The organism is Streptomyces sp. NPDC111656, assembly GCF_055656965.1.
In genome coordinates, this window is the sequence record NZ_JBVKCA010000001.1 from 922,866 (window position 1) to 948,115 (window position 25,250).

Sequence of the window (25,250 nt, forward strand, 5' to 3'; positions counted from 1 at the left end):
AAGGTGAGGCGTCCCCCGCGAGGAACGAGAAAGAGAGACGTGCCTCTGACCGAGGCAGGGATCTATGCCGCCGCCCTGCGGCTCATCGACGAGGACGGGGTCGAGGCGCTCACCATGCGCAAACTCGCCACCGTGCTCGATGCGAACCCGATGTCGCTGTACCACCACGTGCCGAACAAGGAAGCCGTGCTGCGCGGCGTGGCGAGAATGGTCGGAGCCCAGTTCCGCACCGTGACGCTTCAGGATGCTCCCTGGCAGGAGCGCATCCGCCTGCTCGCCATGGACTTCCGGACCCTGGCGCACCGTCACCCGGAGCTGATGGCCTACTCGTTCAGTCACCAGCCGGACTTCATTCAGCCCGACGACCCGTTCTGGACCGCGCTCACCGCGATCGTGGCCGCTGCCGGGGTGTCGCAGTCGGATGTCCCGGAGACCGCCGCTCTCATGGTCGCCGTCGTCGTCGGTGTCCTCGGCGCCGAACTCAACGGCTCGCTCCAGCAGTGGGCGAGCCTCAAGCCCCCCGGTGCCGCTGCCGGCGCGGACGAGGTCACGGACGCAGACCAGACAGGCCCTGATCAGGACCACATGTTCCGGCTGGTGATCGACACACTCATCACGGGCCTGGAGGGCCGGCTCGCCGCCGGTCGTAACGGCCAGGGTGCCGGCCGCTGAGTTGGTGGTTCCAAGGCGTTTGCGGCCTGGGGCGCCCGTGATCCGGCGAGTTCAGCCTGCGACGTACTTGGAGTCACCCGTCATGTCCGGGAAGACCGTCCCAGGGCAGCCGCTGCCTGTGCACGGTGTGTTGTTGACCCGGCTGCGCGGTGGCGAGCGGCGGGGAAGGACTTACAGGCCGGCACCGCCACGGACAGGTCCGCGGTCCGGAGCGCTCCGGGCGGCCCTCGTCACGACTGCCCCGAGCTTGTGTGCGCGCCCCCGGATCTGCCCTCCCGGCAACTACACCCTCATTCGTCGCCGCGGGCCGCGCCTTTCTCCCCCTCGGCGCTGCGCCGGACCCCGGGCCCCTGGGCGCCGTGCGCTCACCTGGACGGTGCGCGCGCAGGGGCGCTGGACGTAGCTGCGCGGCTCGCTCGCACTTCGGACAACGAGCCTGACCACGCCTTGGCAGCCGAGCTGTCTGCGCGGCGCCGGTCGAAGCACGCGGGCATGGTGTAGCTGGTACACCTGCATTCTCCGGAGCAGCGGCGGACCACGCCCAGGCGACCAACTGCTGCTCCTCGGCGCACGAGTGGCGTCCGACCCGGTCACCCGACGGTGCACGCTGGCGCGGGCCGGGCATCCGCCGCCCCTGATCGTCGACGCGCAGGGCAGGGTCACCATCCCCGACCTGCCCGCCGGGGCCCCTTTGGGTCTGGGTCTCGGCCTGGTGCCTTTCGAGTCCGTGGAACTGGAACTGCCCGAAGGAAGTGTCCTCGCCTTCTACTCCGACGGCCTGATCGAGTCCCGCGACGAGGACATCGACGTCGGCCTGCAGCGCCTGGGCGCCGCCCTGGCACAGCCCGGTGCCTCCCTGGAGGACCTGTGCTCGCGGGCGATGAAGACCTTGCCGGCTCGGGCATCAGCCGACGACGTCACCTTGCTCCTCGCGCGGACCCGCGCACTGAAACCCGCCCAAGTCGCCTCCTGGGACCTGCCGAACGAACTCGTCACCGTCCCGACAGCCCGGCACCTGGCCGCCCGCCAGCTCAGGCAATGGGGTCTGGAACCGCTGGTGACGCCCGTGGAGTCGATCGTCGGTGAACTGGTCACCAACGCGATCCGCCACGGTGGCGGCCCGAGCCGCCTGTGCCTCATCCAGCACCGGGTGCTGACGTGTGAGGTCTCCGACACCAATACCGGCCAACCGCGCCCCCGTCATCCCCGCACTCTCGACGAGCACGGCCGCGGCCTGTACCTGGTCGCGCGACTGTCGCGCAGGTGGGGTTCCCGCTCCGCAGCAGACGGCAAGGTCGTCTGGGCCGAACAAGACCTGCCGTCCACAGTCGGCGCCCTCTGAGCGACGACAGCCGTCACAGGACCCCCTTCTCCCGTAATGAAAGCCAGAGACATGGACGCATCGGATGTTGAAAACGCCGACCCGGCAGGCGCCTCCCAAGGAGCGACGAGCGTCTCCGGCACCGTCGAAGGCGGCAAGCCACCCGCCTTCGACGGTCTGGCCGCAGCCGTGCTCGACGAGCGAGGAGCGGTGGTGGGGTGGACCGGCACAGCACAGGAACTGACCGGGTTCTGCGCCGATGAGGTCCACGGACGCCCCGTGCAGGAACTGGTGGCCGACCTCCCGCACGACCCGCGCAGGGTCACGCAATGGCCGGCGACCGGCCGGGTACGACTGCGACACCAGTGCGGCAACACGATCGACGTCACATTCCGGACCACACGGGTGAAGGGCTCGGCGGACTTCCTCGTGCTCGCGGCCCTCACCCCTCACGTCACCGACCGCCAGCACGGCGCAGCGCTCCTGCGCGCACTGTCCGCACAGAACCGGATCACGATCGCCCTGCACGACACGGATCTCACCACCGTGCAGACGAACGCCATGCCGGACACTCCCGACGGCCGTCCCATACAGCCCGGCGCCCGGCTGGGCGACGTGCTGTGTGCCGAGGACGCCGAGAGCATCGAGGCGGTGCTGCGGCAGGTGCTCGAGACGGGTGTCCCGGTGATCCACCGGAACCAGCGAGTGAGCTGGCGGCACCATCCGGCGCGCCGGCACGCGCTGTCGCTGACCGCCTTCCGACTGGAGGATGCGCGAGGACGCCCCGCCGGGGTCGCAGCCCTGTACGTAGACAACACCGACCAACTGCGTGCCCGCCGACAGCTGGATCTTGCCCATGAGGTTGCCGAGCGCGTGGGAGGCTCCCTGGATGCCGTGCGGACCGCGCAGAATCTCGCGGACGTCCTTGTACCCACCTTCGGTGATCTCGCCGCGGTTGACCTTGCGCACGCCGTCTTCGACGGTGACGAACCCGCGCGGCTCGGCGGAGGAGATCTGCATCTGCGCATCGCGGCCCTGGCGCCGACCACCGCGGCTTGGCCGCCCGGCATTCAGCGCGGCAACCTCGTCCCACCCCTGTCCGACCACGCCCGCCTGCTCCGCTTCCAGCACGGCGAGACGGTCGTCTACGGCCGGGACGACTACATCGCCCTGATCGGCGGCCCACAGTTGCTCGAGCAGTACCTCCCGCAGGACACCCACGCGGTGATGGTGGCACCGCTGCACGCCCACGGCCTCACCCTCGGCGCGATCGTGGTCTGGCGCACCGGCCCATCCGATCCGTTCACCGAGGACGAGGTGGATCTCATGAGGCAGATCGCCTCACGGGGAGCACTCGCCATCGACAACGCGCGCCGCTACACGCGCGAGCACAGAGCGGCCATGGCCCTGCAGCAAAGACTCCTCCCCCCGGCCACGACCGACACTCCGGCAGCCGAGACCGCCGGCGTCTACCTGCCCACAGGCCGTGGGGCGGGCACCAGCGGCGACTGGTACGACGCCATCCCCCTGCCCTCTCTCCGGCTGGCCCTCGTCGCCGGAGACGTGATCGGCCACGGCATACCCGCAAGCGCCACCATGGGCCGTCTGCGCGCCGCCATCCAGACTCTCGCCGACCTCGAACTGGAGCCGGACGAGTTGCTCACCCGGATCGCCGACCTGGTCCAGCGCCTCGCGGCGGAAGCACCACCTGGCGACCACGACGTCATGGGCGCCACCTGCCTGTACGCGGTCTACGACCCGGTCACCCGACGCTGCGCCATGGCCAGCGCCGGGCACCCGCCGCCCGTGCTCGTACGGCCCGACGGAACCGCCGAAGCCGTCGACGTCTCCCCAGGGCCGCCCCTCGCCGTCTGCGGCATGCCGTACGAGACCACGATGATCGACCTGGAGCCGGGTAGCGTCCTCGCGCTCTACACCGACGGCCTGGTCCACCGCGGCGCGCTCGACAGCGACGACGGGCTCCGGCGGCTGACCGATGCCCTCGCCACTTCCTGCCGCCCGGACCGCGCCTTGGACGAGACCGCCAGGGCCCTCCTCACCGATCTGGTGGACGATGCACCGCGTGACGACGCGACCCTGCTGCTGGCACGCACTCGCGCCGTACCGGCCGAGGACACCGCGCACTGGCAGATACCGGCCGATCCGGCTGCTGTCTCGGATGCTCGGGCATGGGCGACCAGCCAACTCACCGCATGGGGGTTGGGCGACCTCCTCTTCACCACCGAACTCATCGTCAGTGAACTGGTTACCAACGCGATCCGCTACGGTCGTCAGCCGGCGGATCTGCGACTGATCCGCCACAATGCTCTGGTCTGTGAGGTCACCGACTCCAACACCGCCCAACCCCGTCTGCGCCGCGCTCGCACCACCGACGAGGGCGGACGCGGCCTGTTCCTCGTTGCCCAACTCGCCGAGCGCTGGGGCTGCCGCCATGGCCAGAACCGCAAGACCATCTGGTCCGAGCAGCCGATCGCGTGCCCCCGCTGATCACGGCCCGAAAGCTCTGCGCCTACAGGGGGGTCCCACAGCGCGAAGCCGGCAGGCTCCTTCTCGCTCAACTCGGCCCAGACCGTCTTGCTCGGGTCCATCAGGAATGAGGGTCTGTCCCGCAGTTGGTGGTGACGCTGGGTGCCGGTCAAGGGAGCAGGATGAGGTGGACTCCGGCACGTCCGTGCATCTGTCTCAGAGGGCCGCCGTCTTCGCCGACCGCATGGACGCCTACGTCACCGCCGTAAACGAAGCTCTCGGCGCGCCCGATCCGTGGGCGGGTTTCACCGGGTTCATCGAGGCCATCTGTGCCATGCAGGCCGCCGACCGGGGCTTCGCCGACGTGCTGACCACGACGTTCCCGGCCGCCGAGAGCCTGGAGGAGCGGCGCGTGGCGGGGTATCAGGGGTTCCTGGAGCTGGTGGCCCGCGCCAAGGGCAATGGGCAGCTACGGGAGGACTTCGCTACCCAGGATCTCGTCCGCCTGCTCGTCGCCAACGCCGGTGTCGTCACCTTCGCCGGCGACACTGTCCCGGACGCCTGGCGCCGCCTGGTCGCGCTGCTGATCCAGTCGTTCCAGGCCCCTGCGCGGGGCCCGCTGCCTGCCGCACCCGCGGATGACGTCCTGTATGAGGCCATGCTCCGTGCCGGGGCGGCGAGTATCGCCTCCCGCGAGCGCAGTAGCGCCACCTGATCGCGCCGGTCCTCTTGGATGGCCCGGTCGGTGGGCCCGGTGCGTCTTGGGTCGTTACCTGCTGAATTTCGCGGCGAGCGGTGCTGACCAGGACCTGCTCCGCTGCGTGATCCGGATGCGGCTGCCCCCGACGACGTGAACGCCGAAGGGTGAACGGGCAGGCCGGACGGTGATTGCACGGCCCCTGTTCCATCGCCGAGAGCTCCGGGCTTTCGTGTGCTCGCTGTTCAGCGCTGCGGGGGTAAGGGGCAGCGGTTTTCGCTGATGTGGTCGGCGCTGGGTCGGGTGAGGCGGACCATGGCGCGGTACAGCGCGCCGGGTGTGGGGGTTTCGGGCTTCGGGGGCAGGGCGCTCCGGGGGTGGCGTAGGAGCGTCGCCTGTGGGCGACGAGGCGTTGCCAGGCGTCGGGAGCGGCGTCGCCGGCTGCGCTGACGACGCCGGCGTTGGCCATGAGCAGGATCGGCATGTCGCGGTCGGTGAAGTCCTCGCAAAGGTGGCCGGTGTCCTTGGCGCGGACGATGAGGTCGAGGAAGCCGTGGTACGCCTCGGCGCGGCGTTCTTCGAGGGCCTTGGCGGATGCGGGTCCTCCACCATCACCTTCCCGTTGTTCGACCACGACGAGCACGACTACGACATGCTCTACGCCTCCAAGCTCGGACTGCTGATGGCGGTCAACGGCGGTGAGAACGTCTCCTTCAACGGCCCCCACCGCAAGCGCCCCCTACAGGGCGCGACCGTGTTCCCGCGCCCCGAAGAGCCGCTGAAGATCTGGCTGGGCACCGGCGGCAGCCCCGACTCCGTCTACGGCGCGGTCGAGCTCGGCCTGCCCATGTGTCCGTGCACGGAGCGATACGCCGAAGACGGCGCCTTCGGCGTATCGCTCCGTGCACGGATGCGGTTGTAGCGGGATGTCAGTGGTGGGCGGAGCGGTTCATCTCGACGATCTCGTCCAGCGAGGGCGTCGACGTGAACGCGGCGAAGCGCTCCATCAGCTGGTCACGCGTGCCCGGAGCCTTGTCCCGGTCGGCCGCGGCCAGCGCCACCTGAAGCTCCTTGAGGTCCAGCTCGGTGCAGTACGCGGGTGTGCCCGGCTGCTGGCGCCAGGAGTCGGCCAGCACCCCGGAGTCGAACGGGTCGAAGCCGGTGTCGTCCACCAGACGCATGGCCACCTGCCGGGCCTCGCCGGAGTCCGCGGCGACCGGGATGGCGATACGGCCCGGCGTCCCGGCCGCAGCGCCCCGAGTGTGCTGGGTGCCGGCCAGCGCGGCGTTCCACGCCTTGACCAGCGGGCGCCCCAACTGCTCGGCGTTGTAGAGGATTTCCACCTGGCCGTTGTCCACGGCATCGATGTTCCCGCTCAGTTGGGGGTAGTAGTTGGAGGTGTCGATGACCACCGTCTCGTCGGGCACGGTGGCGAACAGATCGGCCAGCTCCCCGGCCCGCCCGAAGGGGATGGACAGGATGATCACGTCCCGGCCCTCGACCGCGTCGGCGACGGCTGTCGCACGGGCGCCGGACTCCAGCACCTCGGCCGGTACCGCCTCAGGTCCCCGGGCATCCGCGACCTGTACATCGTGACCGGCCGCGGCGAGCTTGCGGGCGAGGTTCCCGCCGATCGCACCAGTGCCTATAACGGTAATCTTCATGATTTGTCCTCTCTAAGGGTGTGCAGCCCTGAGGGCAGCACGGTGTATTGAGGGTGTAGTGAGCCGCGGAACGGCCCGGTCAGTAACGGACGTCCCGGCGCTCGGTCTGGAAAGGGTGTGAGTGGACTACGCCCGGTTGTCCTGCTCGCGGTAGCCGCTCTCGATGAGCGCGCGCAGGCGGTCCAGCGACTCCTCGTCGGTGGCGCCGGTGCCCTTGATCCAGGCGACGGAGACTGCCCCGAGGAACAGGTCGTACCCCTTCACCGATGCACGTACGTGCCCCGCGCGCTGCGCGGCCTGTACGTAGGCGTCGGTCGCCGAGATGAGGGTGTCGCAGGGGAGGGTGAGCGGATTGTCCGGCTCGTGCTCCCTGGCCGCGGCCAGGAGCGGCTCCGGCAGCCCGCTGAAGGCGCTGAAGTACTCTTCCATCGCTCGCAGCCACTGGCCCAACGCCTCTGAGGAGTCGCCGAGTTGCTCGATGTCCGCCTGGCGGGCCACCAGTTCCTCGGAACGCGTCTGCAGCACGGCCGCGAGCAGTGCCTCCCGGGTCGGGAAGTGCCGGTACAGCGTGCCGGGTCCGACGCCCGCCTCCTTGGCCACCGCCTCCAGAGACGTACCGACCCCGTATGTCAGGAAGTGACGCTGCGCTGCTTCCAGGAGGGCCGTGCGGTTGCGCTGAACGTCGGCACGGGGCTTGCGTCCCTGCCGTTCATTGACGCTCATGCGCACTCCCACCTCACACGATCCTGCGGATATTAAAACGGAGGATGCCTCCGTACTCATTCGAGAGTAAAACGGAGGCAGTGTCCGGTCAAGTCGGGAGCCCACTCCGCCACAATCCTGGACGTCCTTGTTCTGTTGCTCAAGATCCGGCTGTGGCGGTGCGGTCGCGGTTGGCGCGGATCTCGTCGTGGTGGTCGGCGGCCCAGCCGACCAGCGACGTGAGTGATGGGCATGCCCAGCAACACCGACCCGACCTACGGCAAGGAGGCCAAGGTCAGCCTCATGGTCACGGCCATCCGAAAGTTCCAGTCGACGGCATACGACGCCATCGTGACCATCGGTCAGATCGTGCGCGAGTCCGGGTTGAAGTGGACCATCGTCCGCTTTCCCCTGCTCTCCGACGGCCCGAAGACCGCGTCCCTCAACGTCCGCAACGTCGGCGACAAGGGCGGCATCCGCCTCTCCCGGGCCAACGCCGCCGCCTACTACCTCCAGCAGCTCACCGACTCCTCCCAGATCGGGCGCGCGCCCTTCATCACCGACAAGCAGCCGATCGAGTGCAGGGCGAGATCTTTGGCGCTGTACACATCGTCGGTGAGTTCCTCTGCCTGCGCCTCGCGCGCGGCGGCGAACACGGCCCTGCGGGCACCGAACGGGCCGTGGGCCGAGTGCAGCAGCCTCTGGCGACGGAGTTGGTCGCATCGTCAAGCAGACCCGTCGCAACATGTGTAGCCACTGTGCTTGTTCGCGCACGCGCTGTCAGTGCTGGGCGTCGGCTGTCGAATGATCTCGATTGGCGATCGGGTTTGAGCACAGGGGCTGATGTGCTGTGTGGGTCGGGTGGATGGGTGGGTGGGTGCTGTCCCGGGTCTGGGGCTCGACGAGGGGGATCGGTCCGGACACGGCCGTCACGTTGCTGATCACGGTGGGGGACAACCCTGAACGGCTGGACAGCGAGGCGTCGTTCGCCGCGCTGTGCGGTGTCAGCCCTGTCGAGCGCTTCTCGGGACGCCGGCAGTTCCGTCGCCTCAACCGCGGCGGCGACCGGCAGGCCACTGCGGCGCTCCACCGCATCATGTTCACTCGCCTGCGGGTCGACCCGCGCACTCAGGACTACTACGAGCGCCGGGTCAAGGAGAGAAAGACCCGGCGCGAAATCGTCCGTTGTCTCAAGCGCTATGCGGCCCGGGAGGTCTTCCACCTGGTCAAACAGCTACGGTCAGCACCCCGCTCATAGGGGCTGTGTGATAGCGGGTGATACGGCGGAGCCCCGTGGGGAACCATCCCGACGGGCGTTTTGCGGAGTTCGTCGTGGCCGCCGGTGCCCTGTCGGCCTGCGCCGACGCCGGTCACCTGGCCTCCGCGGCCGGGAGCGCATCTGCTCGACGTCGGTCGGGCGCGGCAGCCCGCGGCGAGCAGCAGCCGTTCCTCCTGGGCGGCCTCTTCGTCGCCGTGCAGGGGCTTGTGCGGGGACGCGGGCAGGGTTCCGGAGTGGGTCGGGAAGGATGCGGCGATGGTGTCCACGACGGAGGCGGGGGCGTTGGCCTCGGCCTGGGCCAGTGTGGTAGGCACGGAGTGCTGGAGCGAGGCTTCCCGTGCCGTGTGCATCAGGTGCGCGGCGGCCTCGCGCAGGCGGCGTCGGGCGCGTTCGGCCAAGATGATCCGCGCGTACGTGGGCGTGTGCCGGCGGGCGGGGCATGCGCTGATGAGTGCGTGAAGGTGGGCAGCGGTCAGTCTCCGTGCGCCTGCTCACGGGCGGCGGTGAGCACCTTGCCGAGCCAGGCGATGTGTTCGGTGAGCTCGGCCGGGCCAGGGGCGGACCGGGCACGCAGTGCGAACACGGCGCCGTGATCGGCTGCTCGACGTCGCTGGGCGGCTGGCCCAACCGTCCGCCGCCCACTCCGCGCCGAGCCCGCCACTGGCGCCCCGGGAACTCGACGTCCTGGCGCAGGTGGCGCCGGGCTGCAGCAACGCCGAAGCCGGTCGCAGGCTGTCGCTGCTGCCCGAAACGGTCAAGTCATCTGCGCAGCGCGATGCGCAAGCTGGGAGCGAGCACCCGCTTCGAGGCGGTGGTCGCCGCACGTCGACAGGGTCTGCTTCCCTGGTTTCCGTTCAGGTCGGGCGTCCTTTGAGGATCCTGACGGCCCTTGCCGATGTGGATCCCAACGCGATCAGACCGCTGGACGCCACGAGCCCGCAGGACCCTCCGCGCTGCTCCTCAGTGAAGATCCGGATGCCTGCGCGCTTGCCGCCTGGAAACCGATCGGTGTACCGTGTGAGAAACCGATCGGTTTCCGCTTTGGAGTCGAGAACATGACTACTCATGCCACCTCCACCATCTTCGTCATCGGCGGCACAGGGGCTCAAGGGATGCCCGTTGTCCGCGCTCTTGTTGCCGACAAGAAGTACTCCGTCAAGGTCCTCACCCGGGACGCCACCTCCCCCCGAGCTCAGGCGCTCGTCGCGCTCGGCAACGTCTCCATCCTCGAAGGGACGTTCGCCGATGAGGACGTACTGCGCGAAGGATTTCGCGGCTGCGACGGGGCGTTCATCAACATCGACGGCTTCAACACCGGAGAGAAAACGGAGACCTACTGGGCCATCCGCACTTATGAGATAGCGATCGAAGAAGGAATCAAGTTCTTCGTCTACGGAAACCTCGACTACGCCCTCAAGAAATCAGGATACGACTCCAGGTTCCGCACCGGCCACTATGACGGAAAAGGCCGCATGGCCGAATGGGTACTGTTCCAGAACGAAAAGAACAGGGACCGGATGGGAGCGGCGGTCTTCACCTCGGGTCCCTACATCGAGATGGTGATCTCACCGCTCACGCCCATGACGCCCACCATCGAGGACGGTGTCGTCACGTGGCGAGTCCCACTCGGTGAGGGTGCCGTCCCGCACGTGGCTCTCGAAGATTGTGGATTCTATGTTCGCTGGCTCTTCGACCACCCGGAACGGGCTAATGGTATGGACCTCGAAGTCGCCATCGAGCACATGACCTATACCGACATGGCCGCAGCGTTCGAGAAGATCACCGGGCACCCGGCGCAGTACATCGACACCGATCTGGACGCATATTGGAGCAGTCCTGACCTGACAGGGATTGCCGATCACCCTGCCGGATACAACGCCGACCCCAACGACAAAAGCACCATGAGCTTCCGTGACAATTTCACCGGCTTCTGGAATGTGTGGAAGCACGGAATCATCACCAGGGACTACGCTCTGCTCGACGAAATTCACCCCAACAGGATCAGAAGTGCTGAGGAGTGGTTCCGTCGAGAGGACGAGTTGGGTAGGGAACTCGGCAAGGGAAGTCTCTGGGAGAGGGTCCAGCCGGAGAGCTGGAGAATGGACTCCGCGATCCTCAAGAGCAGCGCGGACTTCAGGACGGGCAAGTTGTAACCGGACCCGTCTTGTTCGGCCTCGCCCAGAGTTCGTCCCGCACGGTCAGGAACTGGGCGACCGGCCATTCCGGCAGAGGGTGCTCTGTATCACTAACGCGCCCCCATTAGTGCATTTGCAGTAACTGGTTCCGTTGGGGAACCGTAGGTGGCTCAGCCCGCACCACACACCATGGAGGACCCCGTGACCGCGGTCGGTACGGCCAACACCGCAAGCGAGATGGTGCGCTCGGCCACGAGCACCGCCTGCGGGTCGCCGCGCGCGAGTTGGAGCTCTACGACACCGGTAACGGCGACGGGGCGGACGGGGTGTTCGCCCCGGATCTGATCGATCACAACCCCGCTGTCGACGCCGTTTCGGGCATCGACGGCATGCGAGCGTCGATCGCCGCGGTCCGCGACGGCTTCACCGGCACACAGCACCGGATTCTTTTCCAGCAGGAGCTTCCCGGCGGCTGGGTGGTGCTCCACTGGCGGATGACAGGGATCCACACCGGAGACGCCTTCGGGTTCGCCGCCAGCGGCAACCCGGTCGATATCAACGGCCAGGACATCATGCGCATTGCCGAAGGCAAGATCGCCGAGATCTACCACGTCGAGGAACTGCTCAAGCTCACCCAGCAGATCAGCAGCGGCGCGCAGTCGGCGTGAACACCGAGAACTTCTCGGAGAACGCTCGCCCCTGACTCCTGATCAGCAGGCGCCGCCTCGATGCGGCGCCTGCCGACTTCGGGCACCGCGACCGGATAACCGCTCGGCACACCGGGCTCGTAAAGACCGCCGCACCGTCACCGCAGTCAGCGCCGCTTTTCCGAACGGTGCGCGACACGCTCGCGGATGTTCTCCTCAGGACGGCCCGCTGTATCTCACGACAAGGCCGTCAACCAGGCGGCTACGTCGTCTCGCGCTGAATGAGGGCAAGGATGTCGCCCGCGCCAGGTCGGCTCGGCGCTGCAGGGGCCGTGGCGCCGACCGTCGAGAGGATGCCGGCGGTGAGATTGCCGGCCGCCGCGGTGAGGTCCATCCCGATGGTGGTCAGGGCCGGTACAGCGAGCGAGCTCACGGGGAGGTCGTCGACGCCGATGAGCGCCAGGTCGTCCGGGACTTCGATGTGCTGCGTGCGGTAGCTCGCCAGGACGGCGAGAGCGATCAGATCGTTGAACGCGGCGACTGCTGTGACCGGGGTGGCGCCCTGCGTCCACTCCATGACGGCGGCCCGGGCGCTGGCCCGCGAGTAGCACATGCTGACCACCTGCGGCGCCGGCAGGCCCCAGATCGCGGCAGGCCCGGGTGGCTCCCTCCAGGCGCGGCAGACATAAGGGGCGCTCTCGGGGGTCGTCCAGCGCGGATTAGCCGATGTGCCGGTGCCCGCCTGCCACGAGGTGCTCGATCTGCAGCCGTCCGATGTCTTCCTGGCTCAGCCCGGTCAGGCCGGTGCCGTCCGGTGTGAACACGCCGTCGAGCAGAGGGATTTCCGCCCGATGCAGTGAGTGCGCCTCGGCGGGCGGCAGGCTGCCGAACGCGACGGCCACCGCCGGCTGGACGTGGTGCCACAGCTCGGCCAGCGGCGTGGCCGTCCCGGCGTGGTGCAGGTACACGCAGGTGCAACCGGCCTCGCCCAGCGACCGGCCGAGAGCCAGTTTGAACTGCCCCATAGCCTCCGCGACGGGGAAGTCCGGAACCACGCAGAGCACGACGTTGCTACGACCCTTGCGCAGCGCACGGCCGGCCCCCGACGGTACGTAGCCGAGACGCTCGCCGTCTCCAGAGCAGGAGTTCGGAGAGGTGAGAGCCGGCACAGCTCACGCCGATCAAGTCGAGTGCGGCGGCCGACACACTCGCTGCGTAGGCGATGGCTAAGCCCGGACGCCTTCCCAGTGCCGTGTCAGTGCGGCGGCGACTTCCCGCGGCTGCTGGAGCTGCGGCCAGTGACCGCTGTCCAGCAGGACGACGTTCGTGGCCCTGACGTTCTTTGCGAGACTGTCGGCGTACTCCACCGGCTGATACTGGTCGTCTCTGCACCAGAACACGAGGGAAGGGCTGGTGATGTCCGCCAGACCGGGCTCCCACTCCGCCCCCGTATGGACTCCCGAACGGACAAGGCGAAGGATGCTGTCCTTCATCGTGGCGTCCAGCCGACTCACGCTTTCGTCGGCGCGATGGGCGGGCATGCCGTCGCCCTTCAGTTGCTCGCTGAACTCCGACAGGTCGAATTCGGCCATCCACTGCTCTCCGACCCCGGGTGTCTGCCAGATCCTCGAGAGGGGACTCCACTCGAGCGCAGCGCTCACCGCTATGTCTCCGCCGGCCCAGGTCCTCAACAGATCGGGACGCAGCGAGGCGATGCGCACGGTGAAGGTGAAGGCGCTGCCCCAGTCATGGCCCACGAGGTCGACCGGGCTGCCGATTTCCTCCAGCCGGGCGGTGATCCAGTCGACGTACTCCTCCTTGGTGGCGGTGAAGCCCTCCGGCACGGGGCTTCCGAAGCCGGGCAGCGCGAGTGCGAGGACATCGGTCCTGGTCAGGTGGTCAAAGACGTCGTCCCAGACGTGGTAGGTGTCCGGAATACCATGAACGAATACGGCAGGGCACAGGATCTCTCCAGTCGACTGATGGTTTCCATGGGTTGCTGTGGTTCGGGCTTGGCGCCGAGGCAACCCAGGGCGGGGGTCCACTGACGGGCGGGGCCGTCTGTGGGCTGACCTGCGACGCCAGGGGGCGCTGGTGACTCCACGGCCGGTGATGCGCGTGGATGCAGACGTCGCCAGGGGCGTCCGTCAAGTCTGAGTGACGGACAGCGGTAGCGAGGCGGTGTTCTCCCCGGAGGTTTTCAACGACCGTCTCATGTTGAGTAGTTGATCGCTTAGCGGTACAGCACCACAGGAGTACCGGTGTCGGCCATGACGTTCGCTGCGAAGGGACGAGTTGTCCACACGTTCGGCCGCGTGCTCTCGGATGATCGGCGCGTTGCTCGGCGAGCCCGGAAAGGACGCAGGCAAATGCTTGCCCGAGTGGTTTCGAGCCGACGCGTGGTGCTGATCACCGAGAGCCGGCCAGGGCCGGACTGCGGCATCCATGGTGACCGTCCTTCTGGCGCCTGCTGGAGCGAACTGCTCGGCGATGGCGGGTTGTTCACTCCGGTCGAGCCACAACCGATCACTCCGGAGGCTCGGCGTGATCGTTGGGCGGTGTTGGTGGACGGCTTGGCTGCTTGCTGAAGGGCTTGTGGCACACCTCAGTCCCACCCCACCGGCCGCCGCCAAGGCGGGGGCAGTTACACGCTTGCCGTACGGCAGCCGGCTCAGCAGGACCGGCCACGGTCCGCTGCCGCCGGGCCGGTAGACGTCCGCGCGCAGCACCGTGCCGTCACGCATCTGCGACGGAACGCCGAACTCGATCTGGATCTCCGGCACGTACCGCTGCTCAGGTGTGGCCACAGTGGTCTCGGGGCGGTCACCCCACCGCGTTCAACAGGTCGGCCAGTACGTCGGGCCGTTCCAGGGCGATGAAGTGGCCGGACTTCGGCACCTGCGTGAAGTCGGCGGCGGGCAGCAGCTGCTTGTTGGCCTCCCGGTCCGAGGGCCGGGACCAGTCCTTCTCCCCGTAGACGAGGTGGACGGGGGCCTTGACCTCGGGGTAGCGCGAGCGGGCCGCGATCAGGCTGGGCAGGTTCCGGTACACGCCCCGGGCGACGGTCGGGTAGCCGGGGCGGCCGCCCACCTGGAGGAGTTCCTCCAGGTAGTCGGCCCGCAGCGCGCTCTTGTCGCCGAGGCCGCCCTGAAGGATCTTGCGTAGGGCGGCCTTGGGCTCCACCCCGGCGATCACCGGGCCCACTCCCGGAGTGAGGACACCGCTGACCACCACACGGGCGAGAAGACTGGACCGGGCGATTCCGCCGCGGAAGTCGTAGGTGTTCACCGCGACGACGCGTCGTACCCGCTCCGGCAGATCGGCCGCGGTGGTCAGGGCGAGCACCGCCCCCATGGACTCCCCGACCAACGTCACGTCATGCAGGTCGAGTTCGGTGAGGAGCCGCTTGACGCCCGCGCGCATCGCCGGCTCGTCGTACGACGCTCCGGGCACGATCTGGGAGTAGCCCATCCCCGGCAGATCGAGGGCGTACACGGTGTACTGGTCCGCGATCAACGGGATGAGGAGACGGAAGTGCTCGGCCTGGGTGCGCACGGTGTGCAACAGGACCAGCGGGGCGCCGCTGCCTGCCTTGAGGTAGCGCAGCGTTCCCTCGCGGCTGTGTCGTCCTGCGCGCGGGGCGATGGTGTGGCTGGTGGTCCCCGGGATGTGAATCGTGGGACGTGACTCCTGGCTGGGCATCTCGCCGTCTCCCTGTCCTACTTGGCCAGCTGGGCGTACAGCCCGGCCAGGTCGCCGGCCAGGCCCGCCTTGACCTGACGTGTGATGTCGTCGGCGAGCACCTCGTACGCGCCCGTCTCGATGCCGTCGAGGGCGAGTGCGGCGACGTCACGAGGGTCGGACTTGGGTGCGTCGACGTCCGCCGCCAGGTCCGTGTCGACGTATCCGACGTGCAGTCCGGTGACAGCGATGCCGCGGGGCTGAAGCTCCAGGCGCAGGGAGTTGGTCTGCGACCACAGGGCGGCCTTGGAGGCGCTGTAGGAGCCGCCCAGGGCCAGCCACGAGAGTACGGAGTGGACGTTGAGGATGTGGCCGCCGCCGTTGCGCTCGATGACCGGTACGAAGGCCCGGGCGAGAAGCAGCGGGCCGTAGAAGTTGGTCTCGAACTCCCGGCGTACGTCGTCGACCGGGGAGTCGAGGAAGGAGGCGCCGACCGCGGCACCGGCGTTGTTGATCAGCACGGTGACGTCCTGCGCCTGTGCGGCGGCTGCTGCCACGGAGGCAGGGTCGGTGACCTCCAGTGCCACCGGGACCGCGTCGGGGTGCGTCACGCTGCGCGGGTCGCGGGCCGTGGCGTAGACCTTGCCGGCGCCACGCACGTACAGCTCTTCCACCAGCGCCTTGCCGATGCCCCTGCTGCCGCCGGTGACGAAGACGTTTGCGCCCTTCAATGCGGTCATGACTACCTCCACAAGAATCGGAAACCGTTCGGTTTTCATCACGGTAAACCGATCGGTTTCCGGACGCAAGCTCATCGAAGGGACCAGTCGCGTGGGGCCGGCTTCAGGGTGTCGTTCCGTATCCGTGAATCCCCGGGATGGTGAGCTCTCCGCCTGTCTGTCCGGCCTGGTCGATGTCGGCGTCGTTCAGGCCGAGTCGGAGCTTGAGGCCGAGCTTCCCGACCGTGTCGTAGAGCCACTGCGGGACGGTGTCGGGGGTGAGGTGGAGGCGGAGAGCGGGGGGTAGGGGAATGCCCTCGACGCCGGAGAGGGTGCCCGTCAGGCTCTCGACGTACATGGTGATGCGGTCGCCTCGCAGCGTGGACGTCGAGCCGGGCGCTCCGTCGATGTGCTGGATCTGCGGGCCGACGGGTACGGCCATCTTCAGGTCGCGGATCGTGACACCCGCCGCGGAGAACTTGAGTACCCGCTTCGGTCCGGCGGCCGTGTCCACGGTCACCACACCGCCGAAGACGAGGTCGCGCAGTTCGAGGCGGCTCCCCTTCATGTTCCATGACTCGGCGGCGAATCGGCCGACGCTCTTGTCCTCGGGGGCCGCGAGATCGCTGATGTCGCAGGTGCGGTCGGTTTCTCGGGGTGACTCCGTGGACTGCGGTTGGGGCGATGGCCCGGTGGCCCGGTGGCGGGGGGTCGGTGATGCGTGGGGCGTGGCCGGTGGCGGGTCGGAAGGTTCCGTGCCCGTTGGCGTCGGAGCGGCCGAGCTGGGCGAGGGGCTCGCGTCGGGTGCCGGAGTCTGCTGCTCGGTGCCGCCGCGGAAGAGGGGGTCGAGGATGCCCGCAAGGCCGGTGGAGGCAGAGGTCGCGCTCGGTGAAGGGGTCGGAGCCGGGGCGAGGCCCGTTTCCTCGTCAGCCATGTGCTCCGACGGTTTGACGGACTCGTCGCTCGTGGAGGCACTGGGCGTGCTGGGAGCAACGGACGGAGTCGGCGCCGCGGCAGGGGTCGATGGGTCGTCCGAACGGGCGCAGTCGGCACCGCCGCCGGCCCCTTTCTCGGGAACGGAATGAGCCGCGGTGGCACTCGTGTCGACGGTGGTCAGACGCTGACTTCCCAGTACGAGAGCGGTCGGCAGCGCGGTCAGTGCGAGAGCCTTCCCGAGCGGCAGGCGCAGGCGTGTCAGCGCGGACGTACGAGGAACAGCGTGTCGGCCCCTCGACGGCCGGACGAAGCGGGCTTCTACGGCCTCGCCGCGGACGTCGGGTGACTGATCAGCCATTCCCCGGCTCTCCCTCCGAGCCGACGGTGCCGCCGGGTAGGTCCGCATTCACTGGGCCCCACGCCAGAGCCAGGAGTCCACCCGTGGCCGCGAACAGGGTGCCGACGAAGAATCCGCCGAAGTTCGAAATGGGGAGTGACAGCACGCCGAGGAAGACGGCGACGCATCCGGCGAAGAACCTGATGACCGGCTGGAACCAGAGGAGCCCGCCGAGGACGATCAGCGTCAGGCCGATGACCAGCGATCCCGCCCCCGCGGTGGTGGACATCGCCACAGACAGGGCGCCCAGGGAGAGGTTGAAGTACGGGAAGTAGATGATCGGCGCGGCGCCGAGAAGCACCAGCAGGCCCGCCCAGAAGGGGCGGGTGCGCCGCCAGGCCCGGAAGGCCCGGCGAGCGCTGGCGAAGCCGCTGTCGCTGTGGGGGTGCGCGGGTGCGCCGGAACTCGTCATGTGGAAGTTCCCAGATCGTGAACGGTGGGGGAGGGGGCGGGATCGAGGTCAGAAGCAGTCGTGGCGGCCGGCCGCGATGTTCATGTGCAGGCCCGCCAGTTCGAACGTCCCGGCAGAGGTGGCCCAGACCTTCTGGTGCGCGTCGATGATCTCGATCGAGTCCGCCTGCTGGGCGTAGCCGTCGGGATCGACGTGGTCCTTGGGGTTGACCTGGCCCTTCGTGATGGAGCCGGTGGCGACGCCGATGTCGACGTTCTTGAAGGTGCCGGACTTGGCCTGGAGGTCCGTCATGTCGATGTACAGGTCCTTGGCCTTGACCGCCGTACCCGACCCGCCTGCCTTGAGCGTCATCGTGTAAGTCCCGAGCACGGGAATGTCCACCGGCACGGACTGGCACATGTCGGTGATCTTCGCGTCCTCGAGGGCCGAGACGGTGACGGGTATGTGCTTGCCGTTCTTGGCGACGTCCACCGTGGCGTAGTTGGCGAATCCGCTGCCGCTCAGGGAGCCCGCCGAGACCTTGAAGTCGGAGCCGGAGATGCTGAACGAAGCGGCCAGCGCGCCCTGGGCCATGGAGACAGCGACCGCAGCCGTGGCGGCCACCGTCGGCACCGCACCCACGGCGAAACGCTTCCAGTGGGTTTTGCCGATTCGCTGGGACATGCGTGGTCCTCCGTTGTCGAGGCGTACGAGGTGAGAGGCCGGGTGCGAAAGAGGGCACACCGGGGAAGCACTCGATAGCTCCACTACCGAGTGCCTGATAGTGGCACTATCGAGCTCGGTGAGGCAACCCCCGGTAACGCGATACTGGAGGGACAGTTGAGCGTGAGGGAGCGCATGAGGATTTCAGAGCTCAGCCGACGGTCCGGGGTGCCGGTGGCGACCATCAAGTACTACCGACGGGAGGGGCTGCTCCCCGAGGGACGTGCGCTGAACCCGACCACGGTCGAGTACGACGAGGAGCACGTCCAGCGGCTCCGTCTGATCCGTTCCCTCATCCAGCTCGGCGGGCTGTCCGTCGCCCGCACCCGTGAGGTGCTCGAAGGCGTCGACCGTCCGCTGGACGCGTTCGAGACCCTGGGCGTGGTCCACCACGCCCTGCCCGTTCCTTCCGCGGAGATGAACGGGAAGAACGGCGGGGACGACGAGGAGCCAGAGGGTGCCGCCGACGAGGCGGTGTCCGGCGGAGCCGCCGCGAGGGTCGAGGCTCTCATCGAGAACATGGGCTGGCAGATCTCCGACGCCTCACCGCACCGCCCGGCACTCGCCCAGAGTCTCGCGGCGCTGAGCCGCCTCGGTACGGACTACACGGCCGACGACCTCATCCCCTACGCACGGCTCGCCACCTCCACCGCGGACCTGGACTTCGCGCAGTTCGAAGGGATCGACGACCGCATCGCCCTCGCTGAGCGGGCAGTTGTCCTCACCGTGCTGTTCGAGCCGGTCGTCAGGCTTCTGCGGCGCCTGGCCCAGGAGGACGCGAACCATCGTCGCCATGATCGCCGTGCGTGCGGGCGGGGGGAGTGGGCGGGGGGTGAGTCCCCGGAGCAGCCGGCGGAGTGAGTCCCCGGCGGGGTGCCCGTGCGTCACCGGCACCCCGCTCGCAGGGGTCAGCCCACGGCGACGGGCACTGACTTGTCGGTGTCGGTCGGCACGTCGGTCTCCTTGATGCCGGACCGGTCGTAGCTGCGTGCCAGTGGTCCCGGAGCCCACCAGGCCGCCCTGCCCAGCAGTTTCATGACGGCCGCTCCCAGCAGGACGCGCACGACCAGCACGTCGGTGAGAACCGCGAACACCATGCCGACGCCGAACAGCTTGATGGTCAGCACACCGCTCGTCCCGATCGCCGCGAGCGGCACACACATCAGCACCGCGGCGCTCACGACCAGGCGGCCGATGGAACTGAGCCCAGTCGCCACGTCTTCCGTGCTGTCGCCCCGCTGGTCGTACTGGTCACGCATCCGGGACACCAGGAACACCTCGTAGTCCAGGGAGAGTCCGAAGATCAGCGCGAACAGCATGATCGGCATGTTGGGCTCGATGTTGCCCATCGGATCGAAGCCGAGCAGGTGGTGAGGAATCCTGCCGGCGGTCGCGACAGCGAGACCGTCGAGGTGCCGCGCCTGTACGACAGGCCGGGCGCCGGCTCCGTCGTACACGAAGGTCAGCTGTCTGGCCGGCTGGGTGGGGTCGGCTGCGCCGCCGCGTTCGACGTCCTGCTGAAAGAACGCGGTCAGTCTGCCCTTCTGCCGACGGGTAACCAGAACCGCCGGATGCTCGCGCGACGCGGCTTGGACCGTCGCAGCTACGAACGGACGGCCACGGAAGTCGTCTCTCCGTTCGAGAGCTTCCAACCGGTCGAAGACATGCAGAATCCGTGCTCGCGGCGGGCGGTCGTCGTCATCGGCTGGCGGCAGAAGGACCTCAGACTCGAGCGCCGTGCGTTCCCGCAGACGGGCGGCCACCAGTTGATCCTTGCTGCCGAACAGCTGGTACACCGAACGCGTCGACACCCCGGCGGCGCGGCACAACGTGTCGACGCCGATGTGGACGTCCTGTTCGCGGAACAGCTGCGCGGTGAGTCGAGCAACCGGTCGCGCGTCGAGACGGCACCGGCGGCCGGCGCGGGCGTCGGCGTCGGGTCGCTCACAGGTCAGAGAGCACCCGTTCACTTGCGCCGTGGAAACCGATCTGTTTTCCTAGGCGGGAAACAGATCGGTTTCCGACCGGTGTTCGGTCTATGACCAGCGACAAAGGGAAAAGATGACTACCACCTTCGACCATGGGGCGCCCGCCTCCGGGAAAACAGACTCGGGCCGCCGCGGCTCACATGCCGTGCGCTGGTGGGTGCTTGTCGTGCTGGGCACGGCGCAGCTCATGGTCACGCTCGATGCGACCGTCGTGAACATCGCGCTGCCGGCAGCGCAACATGACCTCGGTTTCAGTGACGGCAGTCGGCAGTGGGTCATCACGGGTTACGCCCTGGCGTTCGGCAGCCTGCTGCTGCTCGGTGGCCGGCTCGGTGACCTGTTCGGCCGGCGTACCACCTTCGTGATCGGCCTGATCGGTTTCGCGGGCGCATCCGTCGTCGGCGGCGCGGCCGGCAGCTTCGAAATCCTCGTCGCGGCACGTGTGGCCCAAGGTCTCTCCGCCGCGCTGCTTGCGCCCGCGGCACTCTCACTGGTCAGCGTGACCTTTACCGAACCGGCCGAGAGGGCGAAGGCGTTCGGCATCTTCAGTGCGTTGGCCGGTGCGGGCGGCGCGGTCGGGCTGCTGCTCGGCGGCATGCTCACCGAATGGGCGTCGTGGCGCTGGGTGATGTACGTGAACGTTGTCTTCGCGGCCGTCGCGCTGGTCGGTGCGGTGCTGCTGCTGGCCAAGCCTGCGGTCGCCGAGCGGCCCAAGCTCGACATTCCGGGCACCATCGTGGTGAGTGCGGCGCTGTTCGCCATCGTCTATGGGTTCGCGCACGTCGAGTCCACCAGTTGGACCAACCCGGTCACCCTCGGTTCCATGATCGTCGGTGCGGTGTTGCTCGCGGTCTTCGTCTGGCTGGAGTCCAGGGTCGCGCATCCGCTGCTGCCGCTGCGGCTCGTGCTGGACCGGACGCGCGGTGGTTCGTTCCTGGCGGTGTTCGTCGTGGGCATGGGGATGTTCTCGATCTTCCTGTTCCTGACCTATTACCTGGAGGCCAGCATCGGCTACTCGCCGATCAAGACCGGTCTGGCGTTCCTGCCGATGGTCGGGGGCATCGTCACCGCCGCGACCACGGCGCCTTCGCTGCTGCTGCCCAGGGTCGGTCCGAAGATCGTGGTCAGCGCCAGCTTCCTGGTCTCCGCTGCCGGTATGGCCTTGCTGAGCCAGCTCGCGCTGGACAGCGGCTACGTCGCCGACATCATGCCCGGGATGATCCTGCTGGGGCTCGGCCTCGGTGGGGTGATGACCACCGCGTTCCAGGGTGCGACCGCGGGTGTGCACCACGAGGACACGGGCGTCGCCTCGGCGCTGATCAACACCGGCCAGCAGGTGGGCGGTTCGATCAGCACGGCGCTGCTGACCACCGTTGCCTCATCGGCCGCGACCGACTACCTGTCCTCGCACAAGCCCGGCGCGCTGACCGTGGCGCAGGCCGGTGTCGAGGGCTACACGGCCACCTTGGCGTGGGGCGCCGGGTTCTTCGTGGTCGGTGCGGTGCTCGCGGCGCTCCTGATACCGAATGCGGCCCTGGCGCCGTCGGAGGGCGAGCCCGTGATCGCCCACTGAGCCTGAATCCACCGCGGATACGTGGTGGATCACAACGAGCGGACAGTGAGAAATGCCCTGCTACCTGCAATGATTGGTCTTCTCAAGGCACGAATCGGCGAAGGAAGACAGGGCATCTCCGAGATGGTGTCCACTTACCCGCGCGATCCGTCTTCAGCAAACTGATCATCGCGAGTAGCGGGCACCCACAATGTGGGCTGAACTTCCGAGGCTGATGGGCACGCTGGCCATCGGCGGCGCGGTCGCCTGCTGCTGTGACTGCCCTCGGCGTGCGCCATCGCGGTCTCCAGGATCGGTGCGCTCACCCTCCTTGCCGTGTTCGGCACGCCCGGCATGCTGGTGGTCACGTTGTTCCATGTCGCGATGGCGGTGCCGACGGCCGGCCGCCACCCCCATCCAGGCGCTGCCCGGCTTCTACCGCTTCCTCTCGGAGTTCGAGCCGCTGCGGCAGATCACCGGCGGTGTCCGCTCCATCCTCTGCGGCGCCCAAGGTGACGCGGGTCTGCGACTTCGGGGTGACGGGCTGGTACGACCGCCAGGGGCTGCACCACGTCCCTGCGGAGACGAAGCCCGAGATGACCGTCACACCGGCGTAGCGGGAACCGTACTCATACGCCCGCTCGGCCGTGGGCGGCATCGAAGATCGCCCCGGCAAGCGCCGTAAACCGATCGGTTTTCATTTGGTCGGAATCGAGTTAACCTCGCAATATGACCACCGAGGCGAAGCCAAGTCCCCGAGAGCGGCTGCTGGAGGCAGCGGCCACGCTCACCTACCGAGACGGTGTCGGCATCGGTGTCGACGCGCTGTGCAAGGCGGCGGGGGTGTCGAAGCGTTCCATGTACCAGCTATTCGAGAGCAAGGACGAACTGCTGGCGGCGAGCCTGGAGGAACGCGCCTCCGCCTACGTGGCGACGCTCCTGCCCGCGACGGACGACAACCGTTCACCCCGCCAGCGGATCCTGCACGTCTTCGACCAGTTGGCGTCACAGGCGGGTGCGCCCGACTTCCAGGGCTGTCGGTACCTGGCTGTGCAGATCGAGCTCAAAGACCAGAGCCACCCTGCGAGCCAGGTGGCCCACCAGGTCAAGGAGAACCTGACAGGTTTCTTCCGTGCCGAGGCCGAACAGGGAGGCGCGAGCGACCCGGATCTGCTGGCCCGACAGCTGATCCTGGTCTTCGACGGCGCCAGCGCCCGCGCGGGAATCAAAGCCGACACGCCGACAGGGCTCATCGCCCCCACGGTGAGCACCCTGCTCGATGCGGCGGACATGCGCTGACGCATCTCATTTGCGAGCAGTCTCGGCGACCGATGTGCTCCGCGAGTTGCTGCCGGCCTCCGGCGATCCGAGCAACTCTCATGGCGTCACACCCTTGCCTCCCGGCATCCGGGGGGAGCCCGATGGCCGTAGGAGCGTTGATGAGCATGCCGTGAGCCAGGAAGGTCGTGGTCTCGTTGGCACCTGCCGCCCGGCGCCCGGCGGCAGGTGCACGGTCCCCCAGGCATCCAGCCGGTCCGGACGAACTCGCGCGACTGGGCTCTGATCGCCGGGCGATCGATCGCCAACGCCCGCGAGGAACTTGGCCGACATGCAGAAGGAGAGGCTCGCCGCTTGGCCTTGCGTGCGGAAACCGATCGGTTTACGGTGGAGAAACTGATCGGTTTCTCGCCGTGGAGGCGAGTCTCAAGAACGAGACATACGAGGAGTGCCGGATGACGACCACCGCGCGCGGCGTCGATGGACAGTCGGCGGAACCCAGGCTTCCGGCGAAGCTGGCCGCGCACCCGCCGGTGCAGGCCGTCCTCGCCCGCTGCCGAGCAGGCGAGCTCGCAAGCCCGGCGCCGGTGATCGACGCGGGCTGGCTGCGCGAGCTGTGCCTGGCGGCCGGCGCGGACGACGCCGCCGCGGGTCAGCCTGGACCACCCTGACCTGGCCGGCGAGCGCGAGTACGCGCAGTCCGCGCTGCCCGGTACCCGCACCCTGATCGCGGATGGCGGTCCGGATGAACCGCGACAACTGCCGCTCCCCGAGCACACTGCGCCGTCTCGTTCCTGCCCGGGCCTTCGACAAGCAGATCCGCAAGATCAACCGCCTGGCGGTCTGACGCGCAGGTTCACCCGGAGACGACCACCCGGCACAGCGGTCGCCGCCCACCTCCCCGGCCCTCCGAACAACAGACCCATCCCAACCAGACAGAGGACACTCTGATGTCAGAGCGCAATCCCATCCTGATCACCGGTGCCGCCGGCGAAATCGGTGGTGTGAGCCGGACGATGGTCGACATGCTGCTCGAACAAGGGCACCCCGTGCGTGCGTTCGTACGGCAGGACGACGAACGCGCGCACTCGCTCCGCCAGGCCGGGGCGGAGGTCTTCGTCGGTGACCTGCTCACCATCGCCGACGTGACCGCCGCGCTGAAGGGCGTCCGACGTATCTACTTCAGCATGAGCCTGTCGCCGTACTACACCGACGCCGTCAGCCTGATGGCCGCGGCGGCGCGGGCCCAGGGCGACATCGAGGTGTTCGTCAACATCTCCGAGTACGAGCAGTCGTTCATGACCTTCGACAAGATGACCGCGCCGGAGGAAGAACGGCGCGCGTGGCTCGGCGGACTCATCGCCAACTGGTCGCCGCAGCAGCGGGCCCACTGGGTCGCCGAGCAGGTGCTGGAGTGGTCCGGCGTCCCGACCGTCAACGTGCGGGGGGCCATGTTCGTCGAGAACCCCCTGATGACCTGGCTGGCACTGGAGCCGCTGAGCAGGGGCGAACTGCGCCTGCCCTTCGGCGACCACCGGCTCGCACCCATCGCCGGCTACGACGTGGCGGAACTCTGCGTGAAGATCCTGACCGACCCGGCGCCGCACATCTCGAAGTCCTACGACCTCAACGGTCCGGAGCTGAAGGACATGCACGGGTTCGCGGAGGACTACGCGGCCGTGCTGGGGCGCCCGGTGACGTACGTTCCCGAAGACGTCGAGACCTGGAACAAGACCTACGTCGACCCCGCCCTGGCCGCGTTGCCGCACACCGCGGAGCACCTGAAGACCCTGACCCGGCTGATGGGCGGCGGGGGGTACCGCGGCGTCACCGACCAGCTGGAGACCCTGCTCGGACGCCCGCCGAAGACCGTGCGGTGGGCTCTGGAGAACCACCCGCGCATCCGGAAGCTGGCGGCTGCCTGAGTCGCTGAGCGGTCCGGAGGAGAACAAGGACGCCACGTCGGCGTCTTCGGGCCGAA

General features: G+C 68.3%; 26 protein-coding genes and 3 pseudogenes. 16 read left to right on the forward strand and 13 right to left on the reverse strand.

What is annotated here, in order from left to right; genetic code table 11:
* Positions 1-39 precede the first annotated feature (39 nt).
* The 5 genes from ACZ7M3_RS04240 (at position 40) to ACZ7M3_RS04260 (ending at position 6,099) form a co-directional block, all read left to right on the forward strand.
* Positions 40-672 (forward strand): TetR/AcrR family transcriptional regulator, encoded by a 633-nt coding sequence (locus tag ACZ7M3_RS04240; RefSeq protein ID WP_472060576.1) that lies wholly within the window; start codon positions 40-42, stop codon positions 670-672.
* 574 nt (positions 673-1,246) lie between these two features.
* Positions 1,247-2,014: a SpoIIE family protein phosphatase gene (locus ACZ7M3_RS04245; RefSeq protein ID WP_472060577.1), complete on the forward strand. Its 768-nt coding sequence runs from the start codon at positions 1,247-1,249 to the stop codon at positions 2,012-2,014.
* A gap of 51 nt (positions 2,015-2,065) precedes the next feature.
* The gene (locus tag ACZ7M3_RS04250; protein ID WP_472060579.1) at positions 2,066-4,501 is read left to right on the forward strand and encodes an ATP-binding SpoIIE family protein phosphatase; all 2,436 of its coding nucleotides are present in this window, start codon (positions 2,066-2,068) and stop codon (positions 4,499-4,501) included.
* Between the two features lie 166 nt (positions 4,502-4,667).
* On the forward strand, positions 4,668-5,195 hold the full coding sequence (locus ACZ7M3_RS04255) for an SbtR family transcriptional regulator (protein WP_472060581.1): 528 nt from the start codon (positions 4,668-4,670) through the stop codon (positions 5,193-5,195).
* Positions 5,196-5,574: 379 nt separating this feature from the next.
* Positions 5,575-6,099 (forward strand): hypothetical protein, encoded by a 525-nt coding sequence (locus ACZ7M3_RS04260; RefSeq protein WP_472060582.1) that lies wholly within the window; start codon positions 5,575-5,577, stop codon positions 6,097-6,099.
* A 7-nt stretch (positions 6,100-6,106) separates the two neighbouring features.
* Here the strand turns inward: ACZ7M3_RS04260 and ACZ7M3_RS04265 are convergent, their stop codons facing one another.
* A complete protein-coding gene (locus tag ACZ7M3_RS04265) occupies positions 6,107-6,841 on the reverse strand; it encodes an NADPH-dependent F420 reductase (RefSeq protein WP_472060584.1) in 735 nt (244 codons plus the stop codon).
* A gap of 126 nt (positions 6,842-6,967) precedes the next feature.
* On the reverse strand, positions 6,968-7,564 hold the full coding sequence (locus ACZ7M3_RS04270) for a TetR/AcrR family transcriptional regulator (RefSeq protein ID WP_472060586.1): 597 nt from the start codon (positions 7,562-7,564) through the stop codon (positions 6,968-6,970).
* A 231-nt stretch (positions 7,565-7,795) separates the two neighbouring features.
* Between ACZ7M3_RS04270 and ACZ7M3_RS04275 the strand changes: the two genes are divergently transcribed.
* From ACZ7M3_RS04275 to ACZ7M3_RS04295, 5 genes and pseudogenes are all read left to right on the forward strand, one after another.
* Positions 7,796-8,296, forward strand: coding sequence for an NAD(P)H-binding protein (locus tag ACZ7M3_RS04275; RefSeq protein ID WP_472060588.1), 501 nt, complete (start codon positions 7,796-7,798; stop codon positions 8,294-8,296).
* Between the two features lie 154 nt (positions 8,297-8,450).
* Positions 8,451-8,801, forward strand: a pseudogene (locus ACZ7M3_RS04280) (transposase); the annotation flags it as partial.
* A 609-nt stretch (positions 8,802-9,410) separates the two neighbouring features.
* Positions 9,411-9,696 (forward strand): annotated as a pseudogene (locus ACZ7M3_RS04285) (helix-turn-helix domain-containing protein); the annotation flags it as partial.
* A 181-nt stretch (positions 9,697-9,877) separates the two neighbouring features.
* Complete coding sequence (locus tag ACZ7M3_RS04290) at positions 9,878-10,975, forward strand: NmrA family NAD(P)-binding protein (RefSeq protein WP_472060590.1); 1,098 nt, start codon at positions 9,878-9,880, stop codon at positions 10,973-10,975.
* A gap of 266 nt (positions 10,976-11,241) precedes the next feature.
* Positions 11,242-11,625, forward strand: a complete 384-nt coding sequence (locus ACZ7M3_RS04295; protein WP_472060592.1) for an ester cyclase — start codon at positions 11,242-11,244, stop codon at positions 11,623-11,625.
* A gap of 241 nt (positions 11,626-11,866) precedes the next feature.
* Here the strand turns inward: ACZ7M3_RS04295 and ACZ7M3_RS04300 are convergent, their stop codons facing one another.
* From ACZ7M3_RS04300 to ACZ7M3_RS04340, 9 genes are all read right to left on the reverse strand, one after another.
* On the reverse strand, positions 11,867-12,217 hold the full coding sequence (locus tag ACZ7M3_RS04300) for a substrate-binding domain-containing protein (RefSeq protein WP_472060594.1): 351 nt from the start codon (positions 12,215-12,217) through the stop codon (positions 11,867-11,869).
* A 106-nt stretch (positions 12,218-12,323) separates the two neighbouring features.
* The gene (locus ACZ7M3_RS04305) at positions 12,324-12,629 is read right to left on the reverse strand and encodes a hypothetical protein (protein ID WP_472060595.1); all 306 of its coding nucleotides are present in this window, start codon (positions 12,627-12,629) and stop codon (positions 12,324-12,326) included.
* A gap of 201 nt (positions 12,630-12,830) precedes the next feature.
* Positions 12,831-13,571, reverse strand: coding sequence for an alpha/beta fold hydrolase (locus ACZ7M3_RS04310; RefSeq protein ID WP_472061025.1), 741 nt, complete (start codon positions 13,569-13,571; stop codon positions 12,831-12,833).
* 180 nt (positions 13,572-13,751) lie between these two features.
* Complete coding sequence (locus ACZ7M3_RS04315) at positions 13,752-14,348, reverse strand: CocE/NonD family hydrolase (protein ID WP_472061027.1); 597 nt, start codon at positions 14,346-14,348, stop codon at positions 13,752-13,754.
* A gap of 79 nt (positions 14,349-14,427) precedes the next feature.
* Positions 14,428-15,306 (reverse strand): alpha/beta fold hydrolase, encoded by an 879-nt coding sequence (locus ACZ7M3_RS04320; protein ID WP_472060596.1) that lies wholly within the window; start codon positions 15,304-15,306, stop codon positions 14,428-14,430.
* A gap of 17 nt (positions 15,307-15,323) precedes the next feature.
* Positions 15,324-16,025, reverse strand: coding sequence for an SDR family oxidoreductase (locus tag ACZ7M3_RS04325; protein WP_472060597.1), 702 nt, complete (start codon positions 16,023-16,025; stop codon positions 15,324-15,326).
* A gap of 103 nt (positions 16,026-16,128) precedes the next feature.
* Positions 16,129-16,938 (reverse strand): hypothetical protein, encoded by an 810-nt coding sequence (locus tag ACZ7M3_RS04330; RefSeq protein WP_472060598.1) that lies wholly within the window; start codon positions 16,936-16,938, stop codon positions 16,129-16,131.
* Positions 16,939-17,290: 352 nt separating this feature from the next.
* Positions 17,291-17,749: a DUF6114 domain-containing protein gene (locus ACZ7M3_RS04335; RefSeq protein ID WP_472060600.1), complete on the reverse strand. Its 459-nt coding sequence runs from the start codon at positions 17,747-17,749 to the stop codon at positions 17,291-17,293.
* A gap of 48 nt (positions 17,750-17,797) precedes the next feature.
* Entirely contained in the window at positions 17,798-18,412 is a 615-nt protein-coding gene (locus tag ACZ7M3_RS04340; RefSeq protein ID WP_472060602.1) for a DUF6230 family protein, read from the reverse strand.
* A 174-nt stretch (positions 18,413-18,586) separates the two neighbouring features.
* On the opposite strand from ACZ7M3_RS04340, the gene ACZ7M3_RS04345 reads away from it, so the two are divergent.
* Entirely contained in the window at positions 18,587-19,312 is a 726-nt protein-coding gene (locus tag ACZ7M3_RS04345; RefSeq protein WP_472060603.1) for a MerR family transcriptional regulator, read from the forward strand.
* A gap of 47 nt (positions 19,313-19,359) precedes the next feature.
* On the opposite strand, the gene ACZ7M3_RS04350 is transcribed toward ACZ7M3_RS04345, so the two are convergent.
* Both ACZ7M3_RS04350 and ACZ7M3_RS04355 read right to left on the reverse strand, forming a co-directional pair.
* Positions 19,360-19,800, reverse strand: a complete 441-nt coding sequence (locus tag ACZ7M3_RS04350) for an MMPL family transporter (RefSeq protein ID WP_472061029.1) — start codon at positions 19,798-19,800, stop codon at positions 19,360-19,362.
* A gap of 462 nt (positions 19,801-20,262) precedes the next feature.
* Positions 20,263-20,421: pseudogene (locus ACZ7M3_RS04355) on the reverse strand (hypothetical protein); the annotation flags it as partial.
* A gap of 91 nt (positions 20,422-20,512) precedes the next feature.
* On the opposite strand from ACZ7M3_RS04355, the gene ACZ7M3_RS04360 reads away from it, so the two are divergent.
* The 5 genes from ACZ7M3_RS04360 to ACZ7M3_RS04380 all read left to right on the forward strand — a co-directional run bounded on the left by ACZ7M3_RS04360 (position 20,513) and on the right by ACZ7M3_RS04380 (position 25,194).
* Positions 20,513-22,012, forward strand: coding sequence for an MFS transporter (locus tag ACZ7M3_RS04360; RefSeq protein WP_472060605.1), 1,500 nt, complete (start codon positions 20,513-20,515; stop codon positions 22,010-22,012).
* Positions 22,013-22,473: 461 nt separating this feature from the next.
* The gene (locus ACZ7M3_RS04365; RefSeq protein WP_472060607.1) at positions 22,474-22,608 is read left to right on the forward strand and encodes a hypothetical protein; all 135 of its coding nucleotides are present in this window, start codon (positions 22,474-22,476) and stop codon (positions 22,606-22,608) included.
* Positions 22,609-22,720: 112 nt separating this feature from the next.
* On the forward strand, positions 22,721-23,290 hold the full coding sequence (locus ACZ7M3_RS04370) for a TetR/AcrR family transcriptional regulator (RefSeq protein ID WP_472060608.1): 570 nt from the start codon (positions 22,721-22,723) through the stop codon (positions 23,288-23,290).
* A gap of 434 nt (positions 23,291-23,724) precedes the next feature.
* Positions 23,725-23,940: a hypothetical protein gene (locus ACZ7M3_RS04375; protein ID WP_472060610.1), complete on the forward strand. Its 216-nt coding sequence runs from the start codon at positions 23,725-23,727 to the stop codon at positions 23,938-23,940.
* Between the two features lie 279 nt (positions 23,941-24,219).
* Positions 24,220-25,194: an NmrA family NAD(P)-binding protein gene (locus ACZ7M3_RS04380; RefSeq protein WP_472060612.1), complete on the forward strand. Its 975-nt coding sequence runs from the start codon at positions 24,220-24,222 to the stop codon at positions 25,192-25,194.
* The last annotated feature ends 56 nt before the right edge of the window (positions 25,195-25,250 follow it).

What these genes read in the sequence shown, in the direction of transcription:
- ACZ7M3_RS04250 (WP_472060579.1), top strand. Translation starts at nt 2,066, where the DNA reads ATGGACGCATCGGATGTTGAAAACGCCGACCCGGCAGGCGCCTCCCAA.
- ACZ7M3_RS04265 (WP_472060584.1), bottom strand. Translation starts at nt 6,841, where the DNA reads ATGAAGATTACCGTTATAGGCACTGGTGCGATCGGCGGGAACCTCGCC.
- ACZ7M3_RS04270 (WP_472060586.1), bottom strand. Translation starts at nt 7,564, where the DNA reads ATGAGCGTCAATGAACGGCAGGGACGCAAGCCCCGTGCCGACGTTCAG.
- ACZ7M3_RS04275 (WP_472060588.1), top strand. Translation starts at nt 7,796, where the DNA reads ATGCCCAGCAACACCGACCCGACCTACGGCAAGGAGGCCAAGGTCAGC.
- ACZ7M3_RS04290 (WP_472060590.1), top strand. Translation starts at nt 9,878, where the DNA reads ATGACTACTCATGCCACCTCCACCATCTTCGTCATCGGCGGCACAGGG.
- ACZ7M3_RS04300 (WP_472060594.1), bottom strand. Translation starts at nt 12,217, where the DNA reads ATGTGCTACTCGCGGGCCAGCGCCCGGGCCGCCGTCATGGAGTGGACG.
- ACZ7M3_RS04305 (WP_472060595.1), bottom strand. Translation starts at nt 12,629, where the DNA reads ATGGGGCAGTTCAAACTGGCTCTCGGCCGGTCGCTGGGCGAGGCCGGT.
- ACZ7M3_RS04315 (WP_472061027.1), bottom strand. Translation starts at nt 14,348, where the DNA reads ATGCGTGACGGCACGGTGCTGCGCGCGGACGTCTACCGGCCCGGCGGC.
- ACZ7M3_RS04320 (WP_472060596.1), bottom strand. Translation starts at nt 15,306, where the DNA reads ATGCCCAGCCAGGAGTCACGTCCCACGATTCACATCCCGGGGACCACC.
- ACZ7M3_RS04325 (WP_472060597.1), bottom strand. Translation starts at nt 16,025, where the DNA reads ATGACCGCATTGAAGGGCGCAAACGTCTTCGTCACCGGCGGCAGCAGG.
- ACZ7M3_RS04330 (WP_472060598.1), bottom strand. Translation starts at nt 16,938, where the DNA reads ATGGCTGACGAGGAAACGGGCCTCGCCCCGGCTCCGACCCCTTCACCG.
- ACZ7M3_RS04335 (WP_472060600.1), bottom strand. Translation starts at nt 17,749, where the DNA reads ATGACGAGTTCCGGCGCACCCGCGCACCCCCACAGCGACAGCGGCTTC.
- ACZ7M3_RS04340 (WP_472060602.1), bottom strand. Translation starts at nt 18,412, where the DNA reads ATGTCCCAGCGAATCGGCAAAACCCACTGGAAGCGTTTCGCCGTGGGT.
- ACZ7M3_RS04345 (WP_472060603.1), top strand. Translation starts at nt 18,587, where the DNA reads ATGAGGATTTCAGAGCTCAGCCGACGGTCCGGGGTGCCGGTGGCGACC.
- ACZ7M3_RS04350 (WP_472061029.1), bottom strand. Translation starts at nt 19,800, where the DNA reads ATGGGCAACATCGAGCCCAACATGCCGATCATGCTGTTCGCGCTGATC.
- ACZ7M3_RS04360 (WP_472060605.1), top strand. Translation starts at nt 20,513, where the DNA reads ATGACTACCACCTTCGACCATGGGGCGCCCGCCTCCGGGAAAACAGAC.
- ACZ7M3_RS04370 (WP_472060608.1), top strand. Translation starts at nt 22,721, where the DNA reads ATGACCACCGAGGCGAAGCCAAGTCCCCGAGAGCGGCTGCTGGAGGCA.
- ACZ7M3_RS04375 (WP_472060610.1), top strand. Translation starts at nt 23,725, where the DNA reads ATGACGACCACCGCGCGCGGCGTCGATGGACAGTCGGCGGAACCCAGG.
- ACZ7M3_RS04380 (WP_472060612.1), top strand. Translation starts at nt 24,220, where the DNA reads ATGTCAGAGCGCAATCCCATCCTGATCACCGGTGCCGCCGGCGAAATC.